General features: G+C 71.1%; 22 protein-coding genes. 15 read left to right on the top strand and 7 right to left on the bottom strand.

What is annotated here, in order from left to right; translation table 11 throughout:
- Positions 1-5 precede the first annotated feature (5 nt).
- The 3 genes from AB0N78_RS12250 to AB0N78_RS12240 all read left to right on the top strand — a co-directional run bounded on the left by AB0N78_RS12250 (position 6) and on the right by AB0N78_RS12240 (position 2233).
- Positions 6-1007 carry an inorganic phosphate transporter gene (locus tag AB0N78_RS12250; protein ID WP_363390435.1) on the top strand — a complete coding sequence of 334 codons (1002 nt, stop codon included), beginning with the start codon at positions 6-8 and terminating at the stop codon, positions 1005-1007.
- A 75-nt stretch (positions 1008-1082) separates the two neighbouring features.
- Entirely contained in the window at positions 1083-1577 is a 495-nt protein-coding gene (locus AB0N78_RS12245) for a septum formation family protein (protein WP_363390432.1), read from the top strand.
- Between the two features lie 134 nt (positions 1578-1711).
- Positions 1712-2233 (top strand): septum formation family protein, encoded by a 522-nt coding sequence (locus AB0N78_RS12240; protein WP_363390429.1) that lies wholly within the window; start codon positions 1712-1714, stop codon positions 2231-2233.
- 130 nt (positions 2234-2363) lie between these two features.
- On the opposite strand, the gene AB0N78_RS12235 is transcribed toward AB0N78_RS12240, so the two are convergent.
- The 3 genes from AB0N78_RS12235 to mshD form a co-directional block, all read right to left on the bottom strand.
- Positions 2364-3398: an NUDIX hydrolase gene (locus AB0N78_RS12235; RefSeq protein WP_363390426.1), complete on the bottom strand. Its 1035-nt coding sequence runs from the start codon at positions 3396-3398 to the stop codon at positions 2364-2366.
- On the bottom strand, positions 3395-5806 hold the full coding sequence (locus AB0N78_RS12230) for an RNA degradosome polyphosphate kinase (RefSeq protein ID WP_363390424.1): 2412 nt from the start codon (positions 5804-5806) through the stop codon (positions 3395-3397). Before AB0N78_RS12230 ends, AB0N78_RS12235 begins: the two co-directional genes overlap by 4 nt.
- 67 nt (positions 5807-5873) lie before the next feature.
- On the bottom strand, positions 5874-6758 hold the full coding sequence (gene mshD, locus AB0N78_RS12225; RefSeq protein ID WP_363390421.1) for a mycothiol synthase: 885 nt from the start codon (positions 6756-6758) through the stop codon (positions 5874-5876).
- 239 nt (positions 6759-6997) lie between these two features.
- Here mshD and AB0N78_RS12220 point away from each other — a divergent pair, with 239 nt between their 5' ends.
- The 12 genes from AB0N78_RS12220 (at position 6998) to cydC (ending at position 22913) form a co-directional block, all read left to right on the top strand.
- The gene (locus tag AB0N78_RS12220) at positions 6998-9478 is read left to right on the top strand and encodes a LuxR C-terminal-related transcriptional regulator (RefSeq protein ID WP_363390418.1); all 2481 of its coding nucleotides are present in this window, start codon (positions 6998-7000) and stop codon (positions 9476-9478) included.
- Between the two features lie 35 nt (positions 9479-9513).
- Positions 9514-10797 carry an NAD(P)-binding domain-containing protein gene (locus AB0N78_RS12215; RefSeq protein WP_363390415.1) on the top strand — a complete coding sequence of 428 codons (1284 nt, stop codon included), beginning with the start codon at positions 9514-9516 and terminating at the stop codon, positions 10795-10797.
- 59 nt (positions 10798-10856) lie between these two features.
- Complete coding sequence (locus AB0N78_RS12210; protein ID WP_363391451.1) at positions 10857-11195, top strand: DUF5997 family protein; 339 nt, start codon at positions 10857-10859, stop codon at positions 11193-11195.
- Between the two features lie 103 nt (positions 11196-11298).
- Positions 11299-12399: an ABC transporter substrate-binding protein gene (locus AB0N78_RS12205; RefSeq protein WP_363390412.1), complete on the top strand. Its 1101-nt coding sequence runs from the start codon at positions 11299-11301 to the stop codon at positions 12397-12399.
- Entirely contained in the window at positions 12396-13469 is a 1074-nt protein-coding gene (locus AB0N78_RS12200) for an iron ABC transporter permease (RefSeq protein ID WP_363390409.1), read from the top strand. The genes AB0N78_RS12205 and AB0N78_RS12200 overlap by 4 nt, the downstream gene beginning before the upstream one ends.
- Positions 13466-14275: a heme ABC transporter ATP-binding protein gene (locus tag AB0N78_RS12195; protein WP_363390406.1), complete on the top strand. Its 810-nt coding sequence runs from the start codon at positions 13466-13468 to the stop codon at positions 14273-14275. The genes AB0N78_RS12200 and AB0N78_RS12195 overlap by 4 nt, the downstream gene beginning before the upstream one ends.
- Positions 14272-15579 (top strand): hypothetical protein, encoded by a 1308-nt coding sequence (locus AB0N78_RS12190; protein WP_363390403.1) that lies wholly within the window; start codon positions 14272-14274, stop codon positions 15577-15579. The genes AB0N78_RS12195 and AB0N78_RS12190 overlap by 4 nt, the downstream gene beginning before the upstream one ends.
- Entirely contained in the window at positions 15576-16823 is a 1248-nt protein-coding gene (locus AB0N78_RS12185; protein ID WP_363390401.1) for a hypothetical protein, read from the top strand. Before AB0N78_RS12190 ends, AB0N78_RS12185 begins: the two co-directional genes overlap by 4 nt.
- Positions 16824-16922: 99 nt before the next feature.
- Positions 16923-18314, top strand: a complete 1392-nt coding sequence (locus AB0N78_RS12180; RefSeq protein WP_363390398.1) for an HtaA domain-containing protein — start codon at positions 16923-16925, stop codon at positions 18312-18314.
- A gap of 4 nt (positions 18315-18318) precedes the next feature.
- A complete protein-coding gene (locus AB0N78_RS12175) occupies positions 18319-19356 on the top strand; it encodes a DUF916 domain-containing protein (RefSeq protein ID WP_363390395.1) in 1038 nt (345 codons plus the stop codon).
- A gap of 159 nt (positions 19357-19515) precedes the next feature.
- Positions 19516-21207, top strand: a complete 1692-nt coding sequence (locus AB0N78_RS12170; RefSeq protein ID WP_363390392.1) for an ABC transporter ATP-binding protein — start codon at positions 19516-19518, stop codon at positions 21205-21207.
- A complete protein-coding gene (gene cydC, locus AB0N78_RS12165; RefSeq protein ID WP_363390390.1) occupies positions 21204-22913 on the top strand; it encodes a thiol reductant ABC exporter subunit CydC in 1710 nt (569 codons plus the stop codon). Before AB0N78_RS12170 ends, cydC begins: the two co-directional genes overlap by 4 nt.
- Before the next feature lie 10 nt (positions 22914-22923).
- Here the strand turns inward: cydC and AB0N78_RS12160 are convergent, their stop codons facing one another.
- The 4 genes from AB0N78_RS12160 to AB0N78_RS12145 all read right to left on the bottom strand — a co-directional run bounded on the left by AB0N78_RS12160 (position 22924) and on the right by AB0N78_RS12145 (position 25056).
- The gene (locus AB0N78_RS12160; protein WP_363390387.1) at positions 22924-23343 is read right to left on the bottom strand and encodes a hypothetical protein; all 420 of its coding nucleotides are present in this window, start codon (positions 23341-23343) and stop codon (positions 22924-22926) included.
- Entirely contained in the window at positions 23336-23710 is a 375-nt protein-coding gene (locus AB0N78_RS12155) for an SseB family protein (protein WP_363390384.1), read from the bottom strand. The genes AB0N78_RS12160 and AB0N78_RS12155 overlap by 8 nt, the downstream gene beginning before the upstream one ends.
- Positions 23711-24010: 300 nt before the next feature.
- Entirely contained in the window at positions 24011-24199 is a 189-nt protein-coding gene (locus AB0N78_RS12150) for a hypothetical protein (RefSeq protein ID WP_363390381.1), read from the bottom strand.
- Positions 24200-24534: 335 nt separating this feature from the next.
- Positions 24535-25056, bottom strand: a complete 522-nt coding sequence (locus tag AB0N78_RS12145) for a hypothetical protein (protein ID WP_363390378.1) — start codon at positions 25054-25056, stop codon at positions 24535-24537.
- Positions 25057-25224 lie beyond the last annotated feature (168 nt).

Raw genomic sequence — 25224 nt, 5'->3', positions numbered from 1 at the left:
CTCCCGTGGAGATCGCGCTCGTCGTCGTGGTCGTCGCGTTCGCGCTCGGCTTCGACTACACCAACGGCTTCCACGACGCGGCGAATGCCATCGCGACCTCGGTGTCCACCCGGGCACTGACCCCGCGGGCGGCGCTGCTGATGGCGGCGGTGTTCAACCTGCTCGGTGCGCTGCTCGGCACCCACGTGGCGACCACCATCGCCCATGACATCGTCAGCATCGACGACGTCGCACCACACTCCGGTCTGGTGATCGTGCTGTCCGCGCTGGTCGGGGCGATCACCTGGAACCTGATCACCTGGTGGCTGGGTCTGCCGTCGTCATCGACGCACGCGTTGATCGGTGGCCTGGCGGGTGTGGGTGTCGCCTCCGGCATCACGGTGCACTGGTCGGCGATCTTGGACAAGGTCGTCATTCCGATGGTGGTCTCCCCGCTGCTGGGCTTCGCGCTGGCATTCGCCGTGATGGTCGGCGTGCTGTGGCTGGTGCGGAAGGCCTCGCCGGCCCCGACCCAGCGCAAGTTCCGGATCGCGCAGACCGCCTCCGCGGCGGCGATGGCCCTCGGCCACGGTCTTCAGGACGCGCAGAAGACCATGGGTGTCATTGTGCTGGCGCTGGTCGCCGGTGGGTTCCACGACGGCGACACCATCCCGCTGTGGGTGAAGCTGGCAGCCGCCGGGGCAATCTCCCTGGGCACCTATTCGGGTGGTTGGCGGATCATGCGCACCCTCGGTCGCAAGATCATCGAGCTGGACCCGGCGCGAGGCTTTGTGGCGGAGACAGTGTCGGCGATCGTGCTCTACGTCAACGCCTACTGGCTGCACGCCCCGGTGTCGACCACGCACACCATCACCTCCGCAATCATGGGCGTCGGTGCCACCAAGCGGCTGTCCGCCGTGCGCTGGGGCGTGGCCAAGAGCATCGGCGCGGCATGGATCCTCACCATCCCGGCGGCCGCTGCGGTGGCCGCGGTGGTCTACCTGGTGCTGCACGCCTTCCTGGGCTGAGACTCACCCGTTCGGGCTAACCGGTCAAAATCGCCCGAACTGGACGCGGGTACCGGTCTCCGCTGTACTGCACACATGTCTGTGCGGAAGCTGAACCTCACCTATGTCCTCGGTGGCCTCGCGGTGGCCACCCTCACCCTGTCCGGCTGTTCGAACTCCGCTCCGGAGGCGCAGCGCGACGAGTCCTCCGGCGAGATCACCGCCTCCGCCGAGGCTGACGTGTTCAGCATCGCGGTGGGCGACTGCCTGGACCTGTCCTCCTCCACCATGGCCACCGAGGTGTCCTCCCTGCCCACCGTGCCCTGCAGTGATGCGCACGACTCCGAGGTCTACGCCGAGACCAGCCTGGAGGGCGAGGAGTACCCGACCGACCTGGACGACCAGGCTGGCCAGTTCTGCTACGACCAGTTCTCCACCTTCGTCGGCAAGGCTTACGAGGAGTCCACCCTGGACTTCCAGTACCTGACCCCGACCCAGGACGGCTGGGAGAATGGCAACGACCGCTCGGTGCAGTGCATCCTGATGAGCCCGGAGCCAGTGACCGAGACGCTGGAGGGTTCGGCGCTCTGACCTGGCCCATCGGGCACTCATTCTGAACGCACAGCGGCCCCGGTTTTCCGCACCCGCCTACTCGATCTGTCTGGTCGCGCAAGCCGGGGCCGCAGCATGGGCGGCATGACTCTTCGTTCTTCTCTCGCACGCCGATGTGCTGGCGTCGCCGCCGTGTCCTGGTCGCGCTGATCGGCCTGGCCGCCTGCTCCAGCGGGGACGACTCCACGTCCTCCTCCGACACCACGGCCAGCACCCCGGCCTCCGCATCCGAGGAGGTCGAGGAGGTCGACGAGGTTGTCGAGACCGCCGAGCCGACCGACACCGACGTGATGGACCTGAAGGTCGGTGACTGCATGGACGACTCCATCGCGGACGGCGAGGAGGTGTTCTCGGCGGGCACCATCCCCTGCGACCAGCCGCACACGCGGGAGATCTACGCGGAGATGGAGCTCACCAACGTCACGCAGCTGGCCGATGTGGAGGGGTCCGACCTGGAGACCTTCTGCGTCAACGAGTTCGCGACCTTCGTCGGGACCGCCTACGAGGACTCGATCCTGAACGCCACCACGCTCAAGCCGACCACGAGCAGCTGGGCGTTCGGCAACCGCACGGCGCAGTGCATCGTCATCTCGGACGAGCCGGTCACCGGGACCCTGGCCGGCTCCGGTCTGTGACCGACTGACCACCGCGCGACGGCGGCGCGATCCCGGTTCGGGGTCGCGCCGCTGTGCTGTCACCGGACCGAGGTGCGGCCGGGTCACGGGACCGGGGCTCAGTCACTGACGGTCGGTCGTGCGCCCGTGCTCAGGCCCGGTGCCGCTCCACCGCCTGCACCCGGCGCCGGCCCTGCGCATCCGGCTGCGTGGTGACGTGGGCGACCAGCACCTCGCCCGGGTGCAGCCACGGGTCCTCGGTGGGCAGGGCGGGCCGTGCGGATTTGCGGGCCATGGTGTCGATCACGCCGAGCACAGTCGGCAGCACGGGACGGTGGGTGCACAACGCGAGGTCGGCCACCCCGCCCCGCTCCGTGATCAGCACCTCAACCGCGGTGGTCGTGGACTGCGCGTCCTCGGCGTGGGCGTGTTCGGTGAGTGCGGGGCCCTCCTCGATGGTGATCCCGGCGGCGGTGGCGTACGGCTCGACGGTGGCACGGCAGCGCACCCAGGGGCTGCTGATCAGATCGGAGACGCCGAAGGCGGACAACAGCGGCACCAGGGCGTCGGCCTGCTGGCGCCCCACCGGGGTCAGCGGGCGGGTGGCCTCCTCCGGTCCGTGCGCAGCGCGGCTGCGTGCTCGGCCGTGCCGGACGACGACGAAGGCCCGGGTGTCCAACCGGCCCTTGCGGTGCGCCTTGACCAGGGCGTCCAGCGGAGCGAGATCGGCGCGGCGGGTGAGTTTCCGGCGCGCGACATCGGCGTCCATCCAGGCGACCTTGTCGATCTCATCCGGTGAGGCGTGCGGGATCGGTGGTCGGGCGTGCAGGGCGGCAGCCTCGGGGCGACCGGCGACCTGGGCGGCCCAGTAGTGCACCCGCTTGTGTCGACCGTCAGAGAGGGCGTAGTCCAACCGGGGCAGGGGGATGCCGAGCACGATCGGCAGGCCGGTCTCCTCCTCGACCTCCCGGATCGCGGCCACGGTGGCGTGCTCCTCGGGTTCGAGTTTGCCCTTGGGCCAGGACCAGTCGCGGTAGCGGGGGCGATGCACCAGGGCGACCTGGAGTCGACCCTGCCGGACCCGCCAGACCAGCGCACCGGCGGCCTCGACCAGCTGCGGCCGGCGGGACTCACGGGCGGTGCGGGCGGCCCGGGCAGCATCCGCGACAGTGGTGCCAGGGCTCATCGGCCCGCGCCCAATCGCCTCCGCTGCCGGTAGATCAGGGCGGATTGCAGGTCACGCAGCGGGCCCTCGTCGCCGGTGGCATGCCGGGTCCAGGCACCATCCGGTCCGAGGTGCCAGGTGGCGGTGGCGTCAGACATTGACTCGTCCAGCAGGTCCACCAACTCGGCGATCTGCTCCGGGTCGCTGATCCGCACCAGTGCCTCCACCCGGCGGTCCAGATTGCGATGCATGAGGTCGGCCGATCCGATGAACACCTCCGGTCCGGGCAGCAGGACGTCGGACTCCTTGCCGCCGTCGACCAGGTCCTTGCGCATGCCATCGTCAGCGCAGAAGGCGAAGACCCGGGAGTGTTCCAGGAACCGGCCGAGGATGGAGCGCACCCGCACGGTCTCAGACAGGCCGGGCACGCCGGGGCGTAGAGCGCAGATCCCGCGCACCACCAGGTCGATGGGCACCCCGGCGGTGGCGGCGCGGTAGAGCGCATCGATGGTCTCCTCGTCGACCATCGAGTTCACCTTGATCTTGATCCAGCTCGGTCGACCCTCGCGGGCGGCCTGCGCCTCCCGCTCGATCCGTTCGATCAGCCCGGCGCGCACCGATCGGGGTGCGACCAGCAGACGGTGGAAGCGGGACTTGGGGGCGTAACCGGACAGCTGATTGAACAGGCGGGTGAGGTCCTGGCCGACATCGGGGTCGCAGGTCAGCAGGCCCAGGTCGGTGTAGAGCCGGGCGGTCTTGGGGTTGTAGTTGCCGGTGCCGACATGGCAGTACCGGCGCAGGCCGTCGGACTCCTGGCGGACCACCAGCGACAGTTTGGCGTGGGTCTTGAGCCCGACGATGCCGTAGACCACGTGCACGCCGGCCTGTTCCAGTTTGCGCGCCCACCCGATGTTGGCCTGCTCGTCAAAGCGCGCCTTGATCTCCACCAGGGCCAGTACCTGCTTACCGGCCTCCGCGGCGTCGATCAGCGCGTCGACGATGGGGGAGTCCCCGGAGGTGCGGTAGAGGGTCTGTTTGATCGCCAGCACCTTGGGGTCGGCGGCGGCCTGCTCCAAGAAGGTCTGCACCGAGGTGCTGAACGAGTCATAGGGGTGGTGCAGCAGGATGTCCCGGGTCCGGATCGCGGCGAAGACATCGGTCGGGTTCGCGGACTCCACCTCGGCCAGGAACCGGTGCGTGGTGGGCACGAACTTCGGGTACTGCAGGTCCGGGCGGTCCAAGTCGGCGATCAGGTTCAGGCCGGTGTGGTCCAGGGGGGCGGGCAGCTCGTAGACCTCCTCCTCGACCACGCCCAACTCACGGATCAGCAGGGCGCGGATTCGGGGGCTGATCGAGCGGGCGACCTCCAACCGGACCGGCGGGCCGAACCTGCGACGCAGCAGCTCCTTCTCCAACGCCTGGAGCAGGTTCTCGGCGTCGTCCTCCTCGACCTCGACGTCTTCATTGCGGGTGACCCGGAAGGTGTGGTGCTCGCGGATCTCCATCCCGGGGAACAGGTAGTCCAGGTGTTGGGCGATCACATCCTCGATGGGGACGAAGGACATCGGGCGCTTGTCCATCGGTGCCTGTCCGGCGGTGGCCGACGGGCGACCCTTCGCGTCGACGGCGATGTAGCGGGGCAGCAGCGGCGGCACCTTGACTCGGGCGAAGTGCTCCTTGCCGGTGGTCGGGTTGGTGACGACGACGGCCAGGTTGAGCGAGAGCCCGGAGATGTACGGGAACGGGTGCGCGGGGTCGACGGCCAGCGGGGTCAGCACCGGGAAGATCTGCTTGCGGAAGAACTTGCGCAGCCGATCCTGCTCGGCCTCGCCCAACTCCTCCCAGCGGACCAGGGTGATGCCCTCCGCGGCCAGGGCGGGCTGCACCTGCTCGGTGAACACGGCGGCGTGCCGGTCCATCAGCTCATGGGCGCGCTCGCTGATCGCCTCCAACACCTGCCGCGGGCTCAGGCCGGAGGCGGCGGTGACCGCGAGTCCGGCGGCGATCCGGCGCTTGAGGCCGGCCACCCTGACCATGAAGAACTCGTCCAGGTTGGAGGCGAAGATCGCCAGGTAGCGGACGCGTTCCAGCAGGGGCTGGCTGTCGTCCTCAGCCATCTCCAACACCCGCTGGTTGAAGGCCAGCCACGAGATCTCCCGGTCGAGGAACCGGTCGTCCGGCAGCGGGTCGAGAGCGGCGGGCTCCGGGGCGTCGATCTCCGGTGCGGGGGCGATGTGCTCGGCGATGTGCGCGGCCAGCTCCGGCGCGAAGGGACGGGTGGCGCGCGCGGCGGTGCCGTCGGATCCGGTGGCACCGTTGCTCCGAGCATTGGTCGCATCTGACCGGGCACTGCCGGTACTGCCGGTGCGGGCGGTGGAGGAGGTGCGCCGGGTGCGACCGCGGGGCGGCTGGTCCGAGTTGTCGCTCATCGCCCCATGGTGGCACCGGAAGGTGTCCGGTGGGGGACCGAGTTCCGGGCTGGGGACCACCGCGGAGTCAGAGGCGGTAGACCACGTGTGCGGCGCTGCGCTCGAATCCGGCCCGACGGTACGTGCGGATCGCGGGTGTGTTGTCGCCCTCGGTGTAGAGCACTGCTGTCCGCAGTCCACGCCCGGCCAGGTGATTCAACATCCAGTCGGTCAACAACCGGCCCAGTCCGCGCCCCTGCGCCGCAGGATGGACGCCGAGCACGTAGATCTCGCCCTCGTCCGCGCCCGGGGGCACCTTGGTCCACCCCGCGGCGAGGAGTCGTCCCTCGGATTCGGCCAGCACGAACCCGGCCGGGTCGAACCAGGGTTCCGCCTCGCGGGCGTCCAGATCGGTCCGGGTCATGCGGCCCTGCTCCGGGTGATGGGCGAAGGCCGCGGAGTTCAGCGCCAGCCAGGCGGACTCGTCCCGGCCAGGCTCAAAAGCGCGCAGCGTGATGCCCTCGGGTGCGGGCATCGGATCGGCGGGGGTGGTCAGGGGATCGAGCCGCATCTGCCACAACTCGCGCACGACCGGCAGCCCGCGGCGCGCGGCCACCGATCGGGCCGGGGCCAGGTCGCCATGCGCCCACACATCGACCGGGACGTCGGGATCTGCCAGGGCGTCGAGCAGGGCGGAACCGTGTCCCTGTCGGCGGGCCTGCGGGTGAACGACCAGCTCCGCGCTGGCCTGAGAGCGATCGCGCAGGTCGAGCTGGGCGTAACCGACGGGTGCGGAGGGGTCGCCCAGGATCAGGTGATGGATCTCGGGGCCGGCACCGGTCAACCAGAGCAGGGGCTGCTCGGACAGCGGCTCGACTGCGTCGCTCTGGGTGGCGGCCCGGGCGAGAGCGCGGATACCGTGGGCATCCGCGCTGGTGAGAGGGCCTGTGACGCGGTGGAGACGCGGTGACATGGCTTATGCCTACCAGGTGCGGCACGTGGTTCGCCGAGCTCCGTCACGAATGACGCACTTCGGGTACTCAGATCTGGCCGTCCGCTCGCGTGAGCCAAGCGTGGCTGCTACGGGCTGATGGGCTCCCGGATACCTCATGGAGCGGTGTCGTCGGCCTAGATCGGGCAATTCGGGCCAATGACCCGGGATGCGTTCCTATCGTGGAGCGGATCCGACCGCTCCCGTTCAAAGGTGCCCCGTTGCTCCTCCGCGATCTCGAACTTACTGTCGACGCCGTCGAGACCTGGCTGGCCCTGCGCCGCGACGTGGTGGTCCGCGGTGACGACGGCTCAGGGCGGACGAGTGTGCTGTGTGCGCTGCGTGACCGCCTCGCCGCGCGAGGGCGACCGGTGCTGCTGCTGATGGCCGCCGGCCCGCGCCCGCACGCCGCCCTGCTCGGACACCCGGACTTCCCCCCGGCGTTGGCCCACGGTTCGCCGATCGAGCTGGTGCGGTGGCTGGTGGAGGAGCTCTCCGCCGAGGACGCCGTCCTGCTGATCGACGATGTGCACCAGGTGGACGCGGGCAGTGCCGAGGCGGTGCACCAGGCGCTGGTGCAGACCGGCGCGCAGTACGTCCTGACCGCCGGTGGTCAGCGCGTGGAGGCCGAGGCCGAGACGTTCATCGCCGAGATGCTCAGCGGCCGGGCACCCGCGGACGTGCGGGTGCGTCCGCTGGGATTCACGTCGTTGTCGAGCCTGGTGGCGCAGAACCTGGGTGCCCCTGGTGATGTGCCGCTGTTGGCATCGGTGGCGGCCCGCTCCGGCGGCAACCCACGAGTGGCGATCGCGTTGGTCGACGCGGCCCGGTATGCCGGTGCCATCGAACTGCGCAACGGGCGGTGGCACACGGCGGCGTCGGTCGATCACGTGCCGCTGGACGCCGTGGTGAACGCTTTTGTCCCCCGGCTGACCAGGTCGGAGCTGGACGCCCTGGAGGTGTTGTCCTGGACCGGGCCGCTGCCGATGGATGTCGCTTCACGGATCCTCGGCGTCACGGTGTTGCGCGGGCTGTCCGACCGAGGACGTGTGCTCAGCTCGCCGGACGGAGACGGTGTGGCCTGTCTGGTGGTGTCGCCGCCCGCCCTGGCCTCGGCGCTGCGGTTCGGGATGAGCTCGCACCGGCGCAACGAGATCGCGGAGCAGGCCGGGTCGATCGATCCGCGGTTCCGGTCCGCGGCACTGGACTCCCGATCGGCACTGGACACGCTGCTGTCGCCGTTGCCGGACGAGGTCGGACGTGGCGCGTTGTGGACGGCGGATCTGGCGGCCCAGGTCGAGGAGCACGACGTGGCCCGGGAAGTGACACTGCGCAGCGCCTGGATCGCGCACCCCTGCGTGCGCACCGCCCTGCCGTACCTGACCTTGCTCGGTCGTCGACCCGCACATGAAGAGATCGGCGAGGTGATCCGCCAGACCCCGGTGCGCGGCGACGACGATGTGGTCGAGCGGATGCTCTACCGCCAGCAGCACCTGTTCTGGGCGCAGTGGAGCGGGCAGTCGCGTCTGATGGTGGAGGAGCTGAGCCGCCGGCACGCGGACGACTTGGCGCTGATGGAGCAGATCGACGCGATGCGGGACGAGATCCAGCGCCGGATCCGCGAGGACGAGTCGCTGGACCCGGTGTGGGGGCGGCTGCCGGTGCATGGGGAAGGGTCGCTGGCCGCGTTGACCCTGGTGGCCGCTGCCGGGGCGCTGCTCGAGGCAGGTCGACCGGATCTGGCGCTGCCGCTGGCCGAACGCGGTGACCTGACCGGGCAGGGCGGGAAGATCGGTCACCTGCTCGCCGGGCTGCGCTCCTCCTCGCTGCTGATGTTGGGCGAGTGGGAGGACGTGGAGCAGCAGAGCCGTGCACTGCTGGAGCTGGCTTGCGCCGAACTGGACGCGGAGGGCATTCGCGTGCACGGCTGCATCCTCAGTGAGGTGCTGTTCCTGTCCGGGCGCACCGAACAGGCCTGGGTGGCGGTGAGCACGGTGCTGCGATTCGGTCTGGCCGGGCCCGGGGAGGACCCGTTCTACCGACGTGCACTGGCGTTGGCGGTGTCGATTCGGGCCCGGATGGGCGATCTGGTGCTGGCCGAGGAGTTGCTGACCGAGCTGCGGTCGATGCCGGCTCGGCACCGCCCACCGATCCACTCCTTGCTGCCGCTCGCGGAGGTCGCCATGGCGGGGCAGCAGGAGGACGGTGCAATGGATCAGGAGCTGTGGGAAGAGGGTCTGCGTCTGGCCGAGCGGGGACAGGCGGGCATTGCGCTGGAATGCTGGCTGTTGCGGCCTCGGCCGTACACCCCCGAGCAGATGACGGTGATCGAGGAGCAGTTCTCCCGAGCGGTGATGCCCATGCTGTTGCCCTGGTACCAGGTGCACCAGGCGCTCACCCAGGGTGATCCGGAACAGATTCGCTCCGCTCTGACTGGACTGCCCCAGCAGGCTGTCCTGGGCGATCACGCGGCTCGGGCGATCGGCGTCGGTGGTCCTGCGCCCACCCTGCTCGGTGCGAGTCGGGTGCTGACCGAACCGGAGCGCGAGGTCGCGGAGCTGGCACATCGCGGACTCGACGACCGGGAGATCGCCGCCAAACTGTTCCTGAGTCTGCGGACCACCCAGCTGCACCTGCGGAGCGCGTTGGACAAGCTCGGACTCGCCGACCGCGGTGAGCTGGCGCGCGCGATCCTGATCTGAGGGAACGTCGGATGGGCCGCGTACGTTCTGTTGACGTGGCACCAGCTGACGCTCCGACGACCACCGACGATCTCCGGTCGGTGGATGTGGTGGTCATCGGAGCAGGTCAGGCTGGGCTGTCCGCGGCGGCACATCTGCGCAGGTCGGGATTCGTGCCGGTGGATGCGGCCGAGTCGGTCGCGCCGACCTTTGTGGTGCTTGACGCGGCGGACGGTCCGGGCGGCGCGTGGCGGGAGCGTTGGCCGACGCTGACGATGCGCACGGTGCACAGCGTGTACGAGTTGCCGAATCGGCCGCTGCCGCAGTTCGACCCGGAGCTGCCCGCCGCCCAAGCGCTGCCCGCGTACTTCGGCGAGTTCGAGGCGGTCGAGGGCTTGCGGGTGCGGCGTCCGGTGCAGGTGCGTGCCGTGCGGGAGGCCGAGGACGGGCTCTTGGCCGTCGAGACGGTGGATCGCAGCGGTCGCCCGGTGGGGCCGGTGTCGTCGCCGGTTGCCGCCGCACCGGTGGTCGAGGATGTGCTGGGCTGTGGTGCCGGGACGACGCGCACACCCCCGCCGCCGATGGTGCGTGCCGCGCAGGCACCGCGCCGGGTGCGGCGGACCTGGCTGGCCCGTGCGCTGATCAACGCCACCGGCACCTGGACCCGACCGTTCTGGCCGGTTTACCCCGGGCAACGGGAGTTCGCCGGGGTGCAGCTGCACACCCATGACTACCGCGGGCCGGAGGGCTTCGCCGACCGGGATGTCCTGGTGGTCGGCGGGGGAACCTCCGCGGTGCAGCACCTGCTGGCGATCCATCCGGTGGCCCGTTCGACCACCTGGGTCACCCGCCGTCCACCGGAGTGGGTGGACGCGGCGTTCTCTCCGGAACTCGGTCGTGAGGCGGTGGCTCGCGTGGAGGAGCGCACCCGTGCCGGGCTGCCGCCAGCCAGCATCGTGTCAGCGACCGGGTTGTCCCTAACCCCGGAGTACCGCGCCGGGATCGACTCCGGGGTGTTGCGCGCCCGGCCGATGTTCGACCGGCTGGTGCCGGAGGGTGCGCAGTGGACGCCGGGTCCGGTGCCCGAGGGCTGGGTGGACGGACCTGAGCAGGTGCCCGCGCAGGTGGTGCTGTGGGCGACCGGGTTCCGGCCCGCGGTCGACCACTTGGCCCCGCTGCGACTGCGGCACGCCAACGGCGGCATCGAGTTGGCGGGCACCCGGGCGGTGGCCGATTCGCGCATCCAGCTGGTCGGATACGGCCCCAGCGCCAGCACGGTGGGGGCGAACCGGGCCGGTCGTGCTGCCGCGCGTGAGGTGCGGCGGCTGTTGGACGTCTGAGTGGTCCGTATCCTGGACCGGTGACCTCCCAGCCCCGCCGTCCCCGTGCGACGCAGACCATGAAGCCCGCCACTGCCGCGGCCAAGCTCGGCGTGTACCTGCCGGCGACCCCGGAGGAGTTCCAGGCCGGGCCAGTGTCCCGTGACCAGTTGGACGCCTGGCAGGCGGACCCGCCGCAGTGGTTGACCGATCTGCGCCGCAACGGGCCACACCCGCGCCAAGTGGTGGCCGCGCGGCTGCGGGTGTCGATGTCCGGGCTGGCCCGCAACGGCCTGACCGACCCGTTGACCACGGAGCAGATCGAGGCGCTGATCGCTGAGGCTCCGGAGTGGTTGCACCGCGAGCGGGCGAGCTTCGCGGAGGTCAAGCGGGAGGAGCAGCGCCTCAAGGAGCGCTGACGCCAGGCGGCACCAGCGGGTGGTGTGACGCGGCGGACTCTTGTTTCTGAGGTCTGCCTAACTTAGGTTAGGCGAGCCTTCACACCCAGGAGTTCGTCCAGCTATGTCCCTGTTCACGCGCTTCCGGCGCGCCCTCGCCCCGGTTCTCGTCCTTGTCGCCCTCGCGGGATGCGGACTCACCGCGGCCACCGACCACGACGGCGCGGTCGCCGCCGCGGACCGTCCGGGTCTGGAGACGCTGACCCCGCTGGAGCACCCGCGTGAGTACCAAGGGCCGAGCACCGCCCTCTCAGTGGCGACCCCGGTGGAACCGGTGGTGACCGACCCCCAGCCCGCATTGCCGGCCACCGTCACCGATGTGCAGGGCACGCAGGTCACCGTCACCGACACCAGCCGGATCCTGGCGCTCGACCTGTACGGCTCGACCTCACGGATCGTCTACGAGCTCGGACTCGGTGACCAGGTGGTCGGTCGGGACTCCTCCAGCGACTTCCCGGAGATCGTGGACAAGCCGCTGGTCACCAGCAACGGGCACGACCTCACCGGCGAGGCGATCCTGGAGCTGGCCCCCACGCTGATCATCACTGACACGACCCTGGGCCCCTGGGACGTCATCCTGCAGATGCGGGACGCCGGTATCCCGGTGGTGGTGGTCGACTCCCATCGCAGCCTGGACGACGTCGGGACTCTCATTGGCCAGGTCGCCGCCGCGGTCGGTCTGCCCGACGCCGGCACCGCGCTGACCACCCGCACCCAGCAGGGCATCGATCAGGTCACCGCGCAGATCGACCGACTCGCCCCCGACGCGGAGTCCGAGCGGCTGCGGATGGTCTTCCTCTACCTGCGCGGCAGCTCCGGGGTCTACTACATGTTCGGCACCGGCTCTGGCGCGGACTCGCTGATCACCGCCCTGGGCGGGGTCGACGTCGCCACCGAGATCGGCTGGCAGGGCATGCGGCCGATCACCGACGAGGGCCTGGTGTCCGCGCAGCCGGATCTGGTGCTGGTGATGACCGAGGGACTGGAGTCGGTCGGCGGGGTGGACGGGCTGTTGGAGCAGCTGCCCGCGGTGGCGCAGACCCCCGCCGGTGCGCACCAGCGGATCGTGGACATGGCGGACACCCAGCTGCTCGGCTTCGGACCGACCACCGCCCAGACGCTGGACGCCCTGGCCCGCGCGATCTACGCCCCGGATGCCGCATGACCGCCGCCACCTCCACGGTTGCACCCCTTCCGGTCCGGGTCTCCCGGGTGGTGCCGGTGACCGTGATCCTGGTGATCGCGCTGGTGGTGCTGGGGGTGCTCAGTGCGGGCAGCGGGCAGTTGGCGGTGCCGCCGGATCAGGTGTTCGGTTCGGTGCTGCACCGGATCGGGCTGGACTGGTTGGCGCTGCCGACCCACCCGAACGGGGACGCGGCGCTGTGGAGCATCCGGTTCCCCCGGGTGGCGATGGCGATGCTGGTCGGCGCAGCCCTGGCCACCGGTGGCGCAGTGATGCAGGGGGTCTTCGGCAACCCGCTGGCGGACCCCGGCGTGGTCGGGGTCTCCTCCGGCGCTGCACTGGCGGCCTGCACCGGGATCGTGTTCGGGCTGAGCTTCGCCGGGTCGTACACCACGGCGCTGCTGGCGTTCATCGGCGGTCTGATCGCCACTGCGGGGGTGTACCTGCTGGCCCGCTCCGACGGGCGTACCGAGGTGGTCACCCTGGTGCTCACCGGTGTGGCGGTGAACGCGGTCGGCGGCGCGGGGATCGCGTTCCTGACCTTCCTGGGGGACAGCCAGTCCCGCGAGCAGATCGTGTTCTGGCAGCTGGGCTCGCTGAACGGCACCCGCTGGTCCTACGTCGGCGTGGTCGCACCGCTGGTGGCGGTCGGCGTGCTGGCGGCGATCCTGCTCGCCCGGCGGTTGGACCTGCTCGCGCTCGGGGAGCGGTCGGCCCGGCACGTCGGGGTGGATGTGGAACGGCTACGGATGGCCTGCATCGTGGTGGTGGCGCTGCTGACCGCGGCGGCAGTCGCGTTCTGCGGGATCATCTCCTTTGTCGGGTTGGTGGTGCCGCACCTGATCCGGATGCTGCTCGGCCCCGGTCACCGGGTGCTGGTGCCGCTGTCCGCGCTGGGCGGAGCGGTGCTGCTCACCGGCGCTGACCTGGTCGCCCGGACCGCGGTGGCGTACGCAGATCTGCCAATCGGCATGCTCACCGCGTTGGTCGGCGGACCGTTCTTCTTCTGGCTGATCCGGCGCACCCGTCGCACCGCGGGGGGCTGGGCATGAGCGCCGCGATCGAGGCCCGCGACCTGGGGTTCAGCGTCGAGGGCACCACCCTGCTATCCGGCGTCGATCTGGACCTGCACCACGGTGAGCTGCTGGCCGTGGTCGGGCCGAACGGGGCGGGCAAGTCGACGCTGCTCGGCCTGCTCGCCGGGGACCTGCGTCCGACCACCGGCACCGTGCGCTACGCGGGCCGGGACGCGCACGCCTTCGCGGCCGCCGAGCTGGCCCGGCAGCGGGCCGTGCTGTTGCAGGAGCACCGGCTGAGCTTCCCGTTCACCGTGATCGATGTGGTCCGGATGGGCCGGGCGCCCTGGCGGGGCCGACCCGAGGAGTCCGACGACGACTGGGCGGTGGGCGAGGCGCTGGACGCCGCGGATGTCCGGCACCTGGCCGTGCGCCGGTTCCCGACCCTGTCCGGCGGGGAGAAGGCTCGCACCTCCTTCGCCCGTAGCCGGGCCCAGGCCACGCCGGTGCTGCTGCTGGACGAGCCGACCGCAGCGCTGGACATCCGGCACCAGGAGCAGGTGCTCGACCAGGCCCGCCGCACCGCTGCCGACGGGACCGCCGTGCTCGCGGTGCTGCACGACCTGTCCCTGGCCGCCGCCTACGCCGACCGGGTACTGCTGCTCGGTCAGGGCCGGGTGCACGGGCTGGGCGCACCGGGCGACGTGCTGCGCGCCGACACCCTCACCGCCCTCTACCAGTACCCGGTGGACGTGTTCCGACACGACCGGACCGGTGAGCTCGTCGTGCTCCCGGACCGTTCTGCCGCCACCGCATTCGCACCGACGGAGGCCCTGAGATGACCTGCCGTACCGCAGCGGTCGCGCTGCTCGCCTGGCTGACCCTGCTGGTGTCCGCACCGGCGGCGATGGCTGCTCCGTCGGTGAGCGTCCAGGGTGTCGGGGGTGGGGCGCAGGCCAGTCTGGACGGTCCGACCACACTGCGACTGTCCGGCACCGGGTTCCAGTCCATCCCTGGCGGATTCGGTGGGATCTATGTGGTCTTCGGCTGGGTGGACGACGCCGCGGGCGGCAGTTGGCGGCCCAGCCAGGGTGGGCACACCGGCAGCGACTACGACTACGTGCCGGACACCGAGTCGGCGCAGAACCAGGGCTACATCCGGTTCGTGTCCTTCCCCGGGTCGGACACCGAGGCCTCGGCGAATGGCGGCACGGTCAGCGCGGACGGCAGCTGGTCGACGGAGCTGACCGTGCCCGGCCCGACCTTCACCGCGCAGGGCCGCGACGGGGCGACCACCCAGATCGATTGCACCCAGGTGCAGTGCGGTGTGCTCACCTTCGGGGCACACGGGGTGGTCAACCCCAGCAACGAGAGCTTCACGCCGGTGACGTTCGTCTCCGGGAGCACCGGGTCCGCGGCGGGCACCGGCGGCACCGGTGAGAGTGCTGACCCGGACGCGGAGACCGAGCGGGTAGCACCGACCCTGGGTGTGGATCAGGCCACCGCGGTGGTCGGCCGGGCGCTGACCTTCGCCGGACAGGGATTCGACCCCGGTGAGCAGTTGACCGTCACTCTGGATGACGGGCTGGTGTCTCTCGGCCCGCTGACCGCCGGGGCACAGGGCGAGATCGCCGGGGCGCTCCAGTTGCCGGGCGATCTGCGGGTCGGGACCCATCTGCTGCGGGTCGCCGCGGCGGGGTCCGGGTTGACCACCGAGCTGGAGTTCACCGTGACCGCCGATCCCGCGGCGGTCAGCGCGGCGGAGCTGATCGCCGCGGAGACCGAGGATGCTGGACACCAGTGGACGGCAGCCGAGGTCGCGCTCGCGGTGGCCGGTGGGCTGCTGCTGATCACCGTGCTGGTGTCTCTGGTGACTGCCCAGCGTCGTCGTCGGGCGGCGGCCCGCGTCGCCAGCACTCCCGACGGCCCCCGCGTGAGCGACCCGACCGGCACCCCCGGCCCAACCCGCACCCCCGGCCCCGGCACGACCGGCGAATCCGGCCCGACTGGCACCCCCGACGCGACTAGTACCCCCGACCCGACGGTGCCGCAGGGACCGACCGTGCCCCGGGTGTCCTCCACCGTTGCGCCGTCCTCGCCGCCGGACCTGTCCGGGGACGTCACCCCCACGGAGGTCCTGCGATGAGACGGCTCCTGACCACCCTGGCCCTCGGCGGTGCACTGCTGTTCACCGGGGCCCCACTGGCCGTCGCGGCGCTGCCGACCGTCAACGACCCGGACGGCAGCATCGAGGTCGGGGTCACCATCCCGGATCTGGGTGATCCGGAGATCGACGTCACCAACGGTCAGCTGCGCTGGTCGGTGAACGCCGAATCCGGTGCCGGAGCGTTCTTCGGCGGCTGCAACTTCTTGATGGCCGGACGGCCGGGCAGCGACGGCAATGCGGGCAGCGCGAGGATCTGGTCCGAGGCGGACGGTCTCTACCGCGCCGTCGACGGCGATGTCCGGGTCGACCGGCCGATCGCCGACGGCAGCCGGGTCACCGCGGACTGGGCCACCCGGTGCACCGACCGCGATGGCGTGACCGTCACCACCGGCAACAACCGGGTCACCGAGCAGCAGGTGGTGATCGACGGTGGTGTCGGCAGCGTCGACCCGGAGGCGGGTACCGCGCAGATCCGCTGGTCCGGCACCTTCAGCGTGGTCTTCTACGGCGGGATGAGCTATTGGTGGGCCAGCGACCCGGTGCTCACCGTGCAGGCGAACGGCACCGCACGGTTGACCGCCACCGCCGGGGGCTACGGCACCTCGATGACCGACACCACGCAGTGGAACCGGCTGCCCGACACCACGGTCACGCTGGCCGAGCTGACCGGTGTGCAGCTGGTCGACCAGGGCTTCGCCCGGCTGCCGGAGTACCGCGGAGTGACCGTCAACGCCCCGGCCTCCGCGGTGGCGCAGGTGCGCGAGGGCGCGGACTGGGGGTCGTTCCCGCAGAGCCTGGTGGACTTCCAGGGACTCACCGGGCAAGCCGCCTACTGGTACTCCACCGGTGGGGCCTCCGATGCGCGCAAACCGGCCGGCACCCTGTACGTGAGCTACGACGCCGCCAGTGCGCTGGTCCCGGCGGAGGAACGTCCGGAGGCGACCGACGTCGCCGCCGGTGGCGGTGGGACGTCCTCGGGTTCGGCGGGGTCCTCGGGCGCGGGCGGAGCGCCGGTGGCGGCAGCCCTGGCCGGGACGCCACCGCTGACCATCCCGGCGGTCACCACCCAGACGGTGACGCAAGCGCGCGACGGTCTCATCCCGGACGTGGCCGCCAGCCCCGCTGGGCAAGCAGTGGTCTGGGGAGCCGCCGGTCTGATGCTGGCCGGCTCCGGCACGATCTTCGGTTTCCGCAAGGGCTGGCTGGTCCTGCCCTGGCGGTGAGCTCGGTGCGGTCCGACGCAGGGCCGCACCGGGAAGCCGTGCGCTGTGGGGCGCACGGTCGGCGCTGACCTTCGGGTCGGCAGACGAGAGGAACTGACGATGGCTCTTCGGGAGAATCGCGTCCGACACCGCTGGTCCGCGGTGCTCGGCACGGTCGCCCTCGGGCTCGGCATGGGGGTGGCCGCCGCGCTGCCCGCCCAGGCCGCGTCCACCAGCGTCGACGGCGTCGAGCTGCGCTGGGCGCTGAGTGCTGAGGCGAATGCCGGCGCGTACGTCGGTGGCTGCAACTTCCTGTCCGCCGGGGTGGCGGGCAACACTGGGTCCTCGCGGGTGTGGACCGAGGCGGACGGCTTCTACGCCGGCCAGGTCGGCAACGTCTCCGTGGTGAAGGACACCCCCGCCGGGAGCGCCATCGCGACCTGGGCCACCAAGTGCCAGACCGCTGCCGGCACCGCTGCCGCACCGGGGGGCAGCACCGGCTCCACCGCGGTGTTCTCCGCCGGGTCCGGCACCGTCGACACCACGGCTGGGACCGCCAGCATCGCGTGGGACGGCGACCTGACCGTCGCGTTCTACGGCGGCATGAGCTACTGGACGCTGACCGACCCGGTGCTGACCGTGGCCGACGGCTCCGGGCAGCTCACCGCCACCGTCTCCGGCTACGGCACCTCGCAGGACCAGACCGCCTGGGTGCCGTTGGTCCCCGAGCAGGTCGTGGTCGCCAACCTCAGCGACGTGACCGTGGACGCCGACGGGTTCCTGGTCACCCCGGACTACTTGGGCGTCGAGGTCACTCCGGCCTCCGGCACGCAGTCCCGGACCGGGGCGAGCTGGGGCGCGTTCCCGCAGTCGTTCGTCGACTTCCAGGCCAAGACCGGGCAGTCGTCCTACTGGTACTCCTCGGGCGGGTCCGCTGACCCCCGCAAGGTCGCCGCGCCGCTGTCCGTCGCCTGGACCGTCGACGAGGGCACCGACCCCGGCACCACCCCCGGTGACGGTTCGGAGGATGTCGACCTGGGGGTGACCATCCCCGGCGGCACCGACCCGGGCATCCCCGGTGAGGGCGAGCTGACCTGGACCGTGCAGAACCCGGACACCCGGGTGAACCTCGGCACCGCACAGGCCACCGCCAGCGCATTCGTCGCCACCGGCACCCTGAACCGGGTCACCGTCTCCGACACCCGCAGCAACGGCGGCGCGTGGACCGTGAACGGCTCGGCGGGTGCTTTCAGCTCCGGCAGCGCGCAGTTCTCCGGTTCCGCCCTGGGCTGGACCCCGGCCCTGGTCGACAACACCGTCGGCGCAGTCGCCGGTCCCACCGTGGTCGCCGGATCGGGCTCCGGCCTGTCCGCCGCCAGCACCCTGGTCTCCGCCCCGGCCGGTCACGCCGCCGGCAGTGTCTCGGTGGATGCCGCCCTGCAGCTCTCCGTGCCCCGGGACACCGAGGCCGGCGACTACACCGGTGTGCTGACCCTGACCGTGGTGGGCTGACCCGTTGGACGCCCCCGTTCGTTCCTCCCGTCGTCGCGGTGGCGTGGCGCTGGTGCTCGGGCTCACGCTCGGACTGGTGTCCGCCCCCGCGGCGACGGCGTCGACCGCCCCCACGGCCGACAGCTCCTCGGTCACCTGGGGAGTGGCCCCCGGTGACACCGACCACGGCGTCGACCGGGCGAACTACGCCTACGAGCTCGACCCCGGTGCGGTCGTCCATGACGTGCTGGAGGTGACCAACCGTGGCACCGCGGATCTGCATTTGGCGGTGTACGGCGCCGACGGCCTGACCACCACCTCCGGACAACTCGACTTGCTGCCCGCCGACCAGGAGTCGGTGGACCTCGGCACCTGGATCGTCCCGGAGGCCGACCAGATCGACGTGCCCGCCGGGCAGACCGTCGCCGTGCCCTTCACCGTGCAGGTCCCCGCCGATGCGACCCCCGGCGACCACTCCGGCGGCATCCTCACCTCCCTGTCCGCGGCCGGTGGCGACGACGGCACCGTGCGACTCGACCGACGACTGGCCCTGCGCATGCACGTGCGGGTCTCCGGCGAACTCGCCCCTGGACTCAGCGTCACCGATCTGAGCGTGGACCGTCGACAGTCGGTCAACCCGCTGGCTGGGGACACCCTGGTGGTGCGCTACCGACTCACCAACTCCGGCAACACCCGACTGCTGCCCACCGACGCGGTCGCCGTCTCCGGACTCCTCGGCGCGGAACAGGTGGTCGACGTCTCGGGTGCCGAGCCGGTGGAGGTGCTCGCCGGGTCGTCGCTGGACCGGGAGATCACCGTCACCGGTGTGCAGTCCTGGGGCCGGGCCGAGGTCCGGGTGCAGGCCCAGGGGGTCGCGGTCGGTGCGGGCAACGGTGCCACCGTCACCGCGGCCGCCGACCTGAGCGTGGTCGCGCTGCCGTGGGCCGCGCTGATCGTGCTGCTGGTCATCGTCGCCGCCGTCATCATCGTCCTGATCCTGCGCCGCCGTTCCCGCGCACCGCGTGGCAAGGTGGCCCCAGAACCGCCCCGCTCCGCCTCCTGAGGAACGCCCATGCCTGCGCCGTCGCCCGCCGATCAGCCGTCCACGCCGGGACGTGCACGTCCCGGCCACCCTGGTTCCGCGGGCCGTCCGGGCCACCCCGGTCGCTCCACCGAGCCGGTGGGTCCGCCCGTGGTGCCGACCCCACCGCTGCCCCGGTCGGTGAGCGTGCTACCCGCCGTGCTGACCTGGGTGGTCGCCGCCTGCACCACCGCGATCTACCTGGCGCTCGGCTCGGTGCTCGAATCGGCACGGCTCGGACAATCCCCGCGCGGGACCGCCATCGTCGTGCTGGTCGTCGGGGCACTCGGACTGGCGGTCAGCGCCTTTGCCGGACCGCGCCTGAGCCTGGGAGCGGTCGGACCGCGGGAACGCGAGCGCCGCGATGTGCTGCTGGACCAGATGTTCCGGTTGGGGGTCGCGTTCCGCACCCAGGAGCGCTCCGGACGGTTCGTGAACACCGCCACCGACGGGGTCGAGCGCGCGGCCAACTATGAGGCGACCTTCCGGTGGCCGATCCTGGCGTCGATGACCGTGCCGGTGATCGCCCTGGTGGCCCTCGGCATCGCAGTGGACCCGGTGATCGCGCTCTGGCTCGCGGTGGCCTTGCCGGTCATCCCGCTGCTGGTCGGCGGGTTCCAGAAGGCGTTCCGTGGGGTGTCCGGGCGGTACCGGATGACCTCGCGGCGGTTCTCCGCGCAGTACCTGGACGCGATCCAGGGTCTGCCCACCGCCACCGCCTTCACCCGCGCGCGGGTCAAGGGTGCCGAGCTGGCCCGCTCCGCCGAGGACCTGCGCCGGCAGGTGATGAGCCTGCTGGCCCGCAACCAGCTGGTGCTGTTGGTCATCGACTCCTCGTTCTCGCTGCTGATGGTCACCGCCGCTGCCGGTCTGGCGATGGCCCGGCTGCGGGACGGCGCGATCACTCCCGGGCAGGCCGTGGCGGTGGTGCTGGTCTCCACCGTGCTGCTGGAGCCGCTGGACCGGGTGGGGCAGTTCTTCTACGTCGGAATGGGTGGCCGCGCCGCGGTCCGGGAGATTGACACCGTGCTGGCGCAGCATGCGACCGTCGAGGATCGGCCCGGGGTGCGGGTGCCGGAGTCGACCAGCCCCACCGAGGCGCTCGCATTCGAGCACGTCGACTTCGCCTACCCGGGCGGACGACCGGTGCTGCGCGACGTCTCCTTCACCGTCCCGGTCGGCGGGCGGGTCGCACTGATCGGGCCCTCCGGATCAGGCAAGAGCACCGTCGCCGCCCTGGTGCAGGCCCATCTGCGGCCCACCGCGGGCACGGTCCGGATCGCCGGACATGACGCCACCGCCGTGCCCACCGACTGGGTGCGCGCGCAGACCGCCGTCGTCGCGCAGAGCACCTATCTGTTCACCGGCAGCCTGGCCGACAACCTCCGGCTCGCCGACCCCACCGCCGACGACGAGCGGCTCTGGCACGTGCTGGCCGAGGCGAATCTCGCCGATGACGTCCGCCGCTTCCCGGACGGTCTGGCCACCCGGGTCGGCGAACGTGGGCTGTCGCTCTCCGGCGGTCAGGCCCAGCGGCTCGCGGTGGCCCGGGCGCTGCTCAAGGACACCCCGATCCTGGTGCTGGACGAACCCACCAGCCAGGTCGACGCCGCCTCCGAGACCGCGCTGATCGAGGCACTGGATCGCGCCGGGCAGGGTCGCACCGTGCTGCTGGTCGCCCACCGGTTGAGCACCGTCCGCGGTGCCGACCAGGTGCTGGTGCTGGCCGAGGGGCAGATCGTCGAACAGGGCCCACCGGACCAGCTCGGCAGCATCGACTCGTACTACGCCCGGGCCCTCGACCTGTCCGGGATCGGAGGGGAGACCCGATGAGCGACCTCACCCGCACCGACATCTCCCGTCGGCTGATCCGATTCGGCCGCCCCGTGCTGCCGCCGCTCGGACTGTCCCTGATCTGCCGCGTGCTCGGCCAACTGCTCGGGATCGCGCTGTTGGCCGTCGCCGCCCACGGGGTCGCCCAGGTGGTCGCCGACCCGGACACCGCCCTCGCCCCCACGGTCTGGACCCTGGTGGTGCTGTCGCTGGTCAAGGGCGTGCTGCGCTACCTCGAGCAGTTCTCCGGCCACGCGGTGGCATTCCGCGCGCTGGCGATGCTCCGGGTGGACTTCTACGACAAGCTCGCGCCCCAGTCGCCGGCCGGGGTGCTGTCCCGGCGCACCGGGGACCTGGTCAACCGCGCCACCAAGGACGTCGACAAGGTCGAGGTGTTCTTCGCGCACACCCTGGTCCCGGCGATCAGCGCGGTGCTGGTCCCGGTGATCACCCTGATCTGGTTGGCCGTCACCGGCGACCCGCTGCTCGCGCTGATCCTGCTGCCCTTCCTGCTGCTGGTCGGTGCCGTGGTGCCCGCCTGGGGTCGGGGGCCGAGCGGGGCAGCCGCAGCCCAGGTCCGGGGTGAGCGCGGCCGGCTCGCCCAACTGATCACCGAGTCGCTCCAGGGTGTGCGGGAGGTGTTGGCCTTCGGTGCCGCCGGTCGTCGACGTGAGGACGCCCGCACCCTCGGCGACCGGGTCGGCTCCGGCCTGGACGTGCTGGCGCTGTGGACCGCCCGACGCCGCGCCGCCAACTCGGTGCTGATGGTCGCCGCCGTCGCCACCGTCACCCTGGTCGGTGCCGGACGGGTGTCCTCCGGTGCCCTCGACTGGACCGACCTGGTCGTGGCCGTCGTCGTCGCGCTCGCGGTCTTCACCCCGGTGCTCGCCGTCGAGGACGTCGCCCCCGATCTGGAACAGGCCTTCGCCGCCGCCCGCCGGATCTGGCGGATCACCGATGCCGCCCCCGCCACCACCAGCCCTGCCTCCCCGGTCGCCTTGCCCGACGGCCCGCTCGACATCCGGTTCGAGGGCGTCACCTTCGGCTACCCGATGCCCGACCTCGACCCCGACGACGCCCTGCCCACCCGGGCCCGCGCCGCCGGACCCGTGCTCGACCGCGTCGACCTCACCATCCCCGCCGGGACCACCACCGCGGTGGTCGGCCCCTCCGGCTCCGGCAAATCCACCCTGGTCAACCTGCTCACCCGCGCCTGGGACCCACAGGCCGGTCGGGTCACCCTCGGCGGCGTCGACATCCGCGACCTCGACCTCGACGACCTGCGCCGCCACGTCGCCGTCGTCGGTCAGAGCACCTACCTGTTCAACGACACCCTCGCCGCCAACCTCCGGCTCGCCGCACCCGACGCCACCGACGCCGACCTCGAACAGGCCTGCCGCCGCGCCGCCCTGCACGACGCCATCACTGCGATGCCTGACGGTTACGCCACCCGGGTCGGAGAGATGGGAGAGCGCCTATCCGGCGGACAGCGCCAACGCCTGGCCATCGCCCGCGCCCTGCTACTCGACGCGCCGGTGCTGATCCTGGACGAGGCCACCAGCCAACTGGACGTCGCCACCGAGGCGGAGATCCAGGACGCGCTGGCCGAGGTCTGCCGGGGGCGGACGGTGCTGGTGATCGCGCACCGGCCGGGTGCGGTGCGGACGGCGGACCGAGTGGTGGGGATCGGGGAACTGGCGGGGTAGGGGGTCCGACTCAGTGGTGGCGGATCTCGACCAGGAAGCCAAGGGCCTCAGGGCTGCGGTCGACCGTGGTGGTCAGCGCGCGCAGGTCTGACGGCGTCTCCGCCACGACCTCGTGGATGCCTCGGACGACGGCTCTGGTTTCGGCGACGTTCATCCAACAGGAGCCCTCGGGGTGGGGTTCGATCCGCCAACGGATCTGGTCATCCTGGGCCACCCGCCGGATCCAGAGATCCTCGGGCAACAGGTCGGCGACGGGGAGGCGCAGGCCCTGCCCGACCGTCAGTTCGCCGACGACCGTGAGTGGGTCGGCGAGGTCGTGGCGGAGGGTGTCAACGGGGTACCAGACGCGGTCGACAGCGAGCGTCGGAGCCTTGCGCCCCGGCCGCCGTCTCACTCTCGGCCGGGAACCGGGTTCGTTCTCGTCACGCATCGCGGCCTACCCGTCGGAGCTGTCCTACCTGCTGGGGCAGCAACTCCAGCCCCGCCGGGAGACCAGGATTGATGACGATGCCGGCGTCAGGGGGCATTCGGTCGATGAGGTCTCGGCCGGAGATCGTCAGTCGGTACTCGGCGAGAGCAGCGACCTGCTCGGGCAGATCGAAGGTGGTGAACGCCGCCAGCATCGGGGTTCCCGCGCGGTCGTAGAGGACCGGGGTGAGGTCCAGCATGGTGTCGGTCGGCTCGGTGGAGCTGGGCACCACGAGATGGCCGCTGAGGAGGACGTCCGTGAGGTCGATGGACTCGCCGCGCATTCCGGCGGCGATAGCGTCGTCCAGGGCAGGGCTCGTGGAATTCATGAGCACTCCTCGGGGTCGAGCACGACAGTCGATTGCGCGATCAGCATTGCTTGCCGGGAGAACGCGGGGCTGAGGTGCCAGGTGAGCGATGAACCGGTGAAGGTGACCATCGTGGGTCGAGCTGCTCGGATCAGCTCGGTGACAGGTTGTGATGGTTCGATTGCTGTGATGTCGAGCGAGTCCTTGTCCAGCCGTGCCGTCCCCCGCATAGACAGGGGCTCGAATCCACGGAAGCTCACTCCGCCGGAGGCCAGGAGCTTGTCCCGTGCGGGCAGCAGGCTGGCCCGAGATCGGGCGTGGTCACCGGATGTCGTCCTTCCGTTCGTCCGCGCTGCGGACCAGGGTGGTGATGGTCGGTATCCGGCCCTTGACGCGGCTGATGTCACCAGGTTGCAGGGGGCGACCACGCCTGGCGTCGGCGCGAGCGTTGGACCATTGTTGAAGCTCGCGCCGCGCGGCGAGTCGCTGCTCGGCCGTGGGCAGCGCCATGATGGCCTCGATTGTCCACGGCTCCTCGTCGTTTGATCCATCATTAGCCATCCCATACCTCTCTCGACAAGGCTTCGGTATCCTCCGTGCCCAGCATGGAGTGAGCGACGGGGGTAGCAGACGGGACTGCCAGTTGGTTGGTCAGCGGTGTCTCGGTGGGATCGACGGCTTCGCCGCGCATTCCAGCGGCGATCACGGCATCGAGTGCGGGGCTTATTGACGTCATCGCGCCGTCTTCTCTCGTCGTGCTCATGCGGGGTCGGAACGTAGGCCAGCGACCGCGCCTCAGCCCTCGACCCGGAAGTCAACGGGCACCGGGTCGAGGTCGGTGGTGGTCAGCCGTCGGTCGAGGGTTGCACGGCCTGCATCGGCGATGGGCCCACGAACTTCCCCGGGTTTGCCAGAGTAACCGGTGGCTGACGCAGCCCGGCACCGACCACCGCACGGACCATCTCCGCGACGTCGGCTTTGGTCTCACCCCATGTGACCGGCCCCGGCGGCGTGTTCTGCAGGTCGAGCTCCTCCAAGACGAGCACCGGAACAGTGAGGCCCGGGACATCGACCATCAACAGCTGTTGCCACGCAGTCCCGGGGCGGATCACCACCTCCTGTTCAGTCGGTGCGGCCGAGAAGATGCTCAGATCCCGCCCGGTGCGATGCAGGAATGCCGCGATGGCCCGGACTCGGCCGTTCTCGGTCGCCACCAGAGGGTTCTGCGTGGTCGGGACCAGGGCGGCGGCAACGCTGGTGATCGGGATGTTTGGCGGCTGCTCGAAGCCACGGAAGCTCACACCGCCGAAGGGTGGGAGCTTGTCCAGTGCGGCCACCAGGCTGGCTTGCGGGTCGGGGGTGGTCACGGGGAGTTGCCTTTCGGTTCGTCCGCGCGGTGGGTCCGGTTCGTGATGGTCGGGGTTGATTCCCTCGCGCGGGTGACGTCACATGGTTCGAGCGGGCAGCCAATTTCAGCCATCGGCATCCGATATATTGCTTGAGGAAGAGCCGCGAACTAATATGACGGGCAGGGA

Source organism: Cellulomonas sp. NPDC089187 (assembly GCF_040685135.1).
GTDB lineage: Bacteria > Actinomycetota > Actinomycetes > Actinomycetales > Cellulomonadaceae > Cellulomonas.
This window is presented reverse-complemented; position numbering and strand designations above follow the sequence as displayed.

What these genes read in the sequence shown, in the direction of transcription:
- AB0N78_RS12245 (WP_363390432.1), top strand. Translation starts at nt 1,083, where the DNA reads ATGTCTGTGCGGAAGCTGAACCTCACCTATGTCCTCGGTGGCCTCGCG.
- AB0N78_RS12240 (WP_363390429.1), top strand. Translation starts at nt 1,712, where the DNA reads ATGTGCTGGCGTCGCCGCCGTGTCCTGGTCGCGCTGATCGGCCTGGCC.
- AB0N78_RS12235 (WP_363390426.1), bottom strand. Translation starts at nt 3,398, where the DNA reads ATGAGCCCTGGCACCACTGTCGCGGATGCTGCCCGGGCCGCCCGCACC.
- AB0N78_RS12230 (WP_363390424.1), bottom strand. Translation starts at nt 5,806, where the DNA reads ATGAGCGACAACTCGGACCAGCCGCCCCGCGGTCGCACCCGGCGCACC.
- mshD (WP_363390421.1), bottom strand. Translation starts at nt 6,758, where the DNA reads ATGTCACCGCGTCTCCACCGCGTCACAGGCCCTCTCACCAGCGCGGAT.
- AB0N78_RS12210 (WP_363391451.1), top strand. Translation starts at nt 10,857, where the DNA reads ATGAAGCCCGCCACTGCCGCGGCCAAGCTCGGCGTGTACCTGCCGGCG.
- AB0N78_RS12205 (WP_363390412.1), top strand. Translation starts at nt 11,299, where the DNA reads ATGTCCCTGTTCACGCGCTTCCGGCGCGCCCTCGCCCCGGTTCTCGTC.
- AB0N78_RS12200 (WP_363390409.1), top strand. Translation starts at nt 12,396, where the DNA reads ATGACCGCCGCCACCTCCACGGTTGCACCCCTTCCGGTCCGGGTCTCC.
- AB0N78_RS12195 (WP_363390406.1), top strand. Translation starts at nt 13,466, where the DNA reads ATGAGCGCCGCGATCGAGGCCCGCGACCTGGGGTTCAGCGTCGAGGGC.
- AB0N78_RS12190 (WP_363390403.1), top strand. Translation starts at nt 14,272, where the DNA reads ATGACCTGCCGTACCGCAGCGGTCGCGCTGCTCGCCTGGCTGACCCTG.
- AB0N78_RS12185 (WP_363390401.1), top strand. Translation starts at nt 15,576, where the DNA reads ATGAGACGGCTCCTGACCACCCTGGCCCTCGGCGGTGCACTGCTGTTC.
- AB0N78_RS12180 (WP_363390398.1), top strand. Translation starts at nt 16,923, where the DNA reads ATGGCTCTTCGGGAGAATCGCGTCCGACACCGCTGGTCCGCGGTGCTC.
- cydC (WP_363390390.1), top strand. Translation starts at nt 21,204, where the DNA reads ATGAGCGACCTCACCCGCACCGACATCTCCCGTCGGCTGATCCGATTC.
- AB0N78_RS12160 (WP_363390387.1), bottom strand. Translation starts at nt 23,343, where the DNA reads ATGCGTGACGAGAACGAACCCGGTTCCCGGCCGAGAGTGAGACGGCGG.
- AB0N78_RS12155 (WP_363390384.1), bottom strand. Translation starts at nt 23,710, where the DNA reads ATGAATTCCACGAGCCCTGCCCTGGACGACGCTATCGCCGCCGGAATG.
- AB0N78_RS12150 (WP_363390381.1), bottom strand. Translation starts at nt 24,199, where the DNA reads ATGGCGCTGCCCACGGCCGAGCAGCGACTCGCCGCGCGGCGCGAGCTT.